Source organism: Longimicrobium sp., assembly GCF_048594345.1.
Classification (GTDB): domain Bacteria; phylum Gemmatimonadota; class Gemmatimonadetes; order Longimicrobiales; family Longimicrobiaceae; genus Longimicrobium.
In genome coordinates this window covers 1-1,908 of record NZ_JBMDXM010000012.1, presented here as the reverse complement: position 1 = coordinate 1,908, position 1,908 = coordinate 1, and the positions used below count along the sequence as shown (strand labels likewise).

Here is a 1,908-nt window from a genome sequence, read left to right as displayed (position 1 = left end):
TCGCACTGTTCGAAGGCGTCCAGCGACGACGAGCCCAGCGACAGGCTCCACAACACCAGCGGCGGGTTCAGCGAGACCGAGTTGAACGAGCTGACGGTCAGGCCGATGGGGGCGCCGTCCAGGCCGGTGGTCGTCACGACCGTCACGCCGGTGGCGTATCGGCCCAAGGCGGTGCGAAAGAAGACGGAGTCGAAATCAGGGGAGGAGGCGGACATGCAATAGACAGTTCGGTCGGGCGCAGGAGGCGCCCGGCGGATGGACGCCCCGCGTCGGGGCGCCCCGTATCAGGGGGACAGGCGTTCGATCTTCCAGCCCGCCCCGTCCGCCACGTAGCGCAGGCGGTCGTGCAGGCGGGACGGGCGGCCCTGCCAGAATTCAAAGGCCGTGGGCTTGAGGCGATAGCCGCCCCAGTGCGGCGGACGCGGCGGCTGTTCGCCGAAACGCTCGCGGAATTCCTTTTCGCGGGCTTCCAGCTCTTCACGGGTGATGGGCTGGCTCTGGCGCGAAGCCCAGGCGCCGATGCGCGAGCCGGCCGGGCGGCTGTGATAGTAGGCGTCCGACTCTTCGGCCGCCACCTTTTCGACCACGCCCTCGATGCGGACCTGGCGTTCCAGCGGCTGCCAGAAGAACAGCAGGCTGGCGCGCGGCTCGGCTTGCAGGTCCAGGCCCTTGCGCGATTCGTAATTGGTGAAGAACGTGAAACCCTGCTCGTCAAACCCCTTGATGAGGACGATGCGGGCGCTGGGCTGGCCGCTGGCGTCCACCGTGGCCAGGGTCATGGCGTTGGGTTCGGGCACCTTGGCGGCCAGGGCCTCGTCGAACCAACGGGTGAATTGCTCGAACGGCGAGGAGGCTGCCTGGCTTTCCAGCAGCACATTCTTTTCGTAGCTTTGACGCAGATCAGAGACGGACATGGTCTTGGGGGTTCAGCGTTGATAACACGGAGTTTATACCGCCTGGGAGACCGGCCCCTCATTGACCCCGCGCAGGCCCCGGACAAGTTTGCCGCCTCCAGCCGCGGGGGCGCGTCAGGGGCCCTCGGGCAGCGGGTGGCCGTCCAGCTCCAGCCGGCGGGCAATGGCGTCGAGCCGGGCGTCGTGGATGCCGGCGGCCCGCAAGGCCTGGGCCGTCTGCACCACGTAATCCGTGCAGGGACCGTAGCGTCCTGCCGCGCGGCGTACGATGGCCAGCAGTTCCGCCTCGGGCAGGGCCCGGATATAGGCGGGGTTGTCGCGGTTCATGATGAAGACCAGCGCCCGGACGACGCCTTCGTCCGTGGCGCAGTTGATCCAGCGGGGCAGATAGGCGCCGGTGGACATCTCGCGCTCCCAGAGGGCGGGAAAGTAATGGGGGACCTGTTCGCCGGCCAGGCGGTACACCACGCCCCGGCAGGATCCGCCGCGGTCCAGGCCGAACACCAGTCCCGGGCACTCGGGCGTGCCCCGGTTCACCCGCGACCACAGGCAAAGCGCCCGGTGGTGGCCGCGCAGCGTGGCCAGGCGGCGTTCCATGAAATCGAAATCCGGCCGCCAGATAAGCGATCCGTACCCGAATACCCATACATCTTCCCCAGCCGGCCAGTGCCGCAGCGCATCGTCGAGCGAGGCTTGCCGTTCCTCGGGCGTCCAGAGCCGGAAGGGCAGCGTGGCGCCGGAGAGGTCAGAGTGGGATGACTGCTTGTTCACGACTACGTATTCCGTTCAGACTCGTGCGGAGGGTTGCGGTTGGCCCAGCCCCCGGCCATCAGCGCCACGGAGTAGGCCCAGATAAGCGGGGCAACGCCAATTACCGCACCCAGCGCCCCGAAGGTCAACGGCAGGGAGACCTGCGAACCGTTGATGAGCGCCATGCGCAGGCCCACCGCGTCGGCCGCGCGGCCGGGGGGCGAGTGCTGGTGCAGCAGGGCCA

The 1,908-nt window shown here is 68.3% G+C and carries 3 protein-coding genes and 1 pseudogene; all 4 read right to left on the bottom strand.

All coding sequences use genetic code 11. The annotated features are described in order from the left end of the window. A partial coding sequence (locus ACOJUJ_RS00940; protein WP_420124960.1) for a flavin reductase family protein occupies positions 1-215 on the bottom strand: 215 nt, incomplete at its 3' end. 69 nt (positions 216-284) lie between these two features. Further along, entirely contained in the window at positions 285-914 is a 630-nt protein-coding gene (gene pdxH / locus ACOJUJ_RS00935; RefSeq protein ID WP_056321041.1) for a pyridoxamine 5'-phosphate oxidase, read from the bottom strand. Between the two features lie 114 nt (positions 915-1,028). Continuing rightward, positions 1,029-1,685 carry a gamma-glutamylcyclotransferase gene (locus tag ACOJUJ_RS00930; RefSeq protein ID WP_155721867.1) on the bottom strand — a complete coding sequence of 219 codons (657 nt, stop codon included), beginning with the start codon at positions 1,683-1,685 and terminating at the stop codon, positions 1,029-1,031. Positions 1,686-1,687: 2 nt separating this feature from the next. Further along, positions 1,688-1,908, bottom strand: a pseudogene (locus ACOJUJ_RS00925) (MFS transporter); the annotation flags it as partial.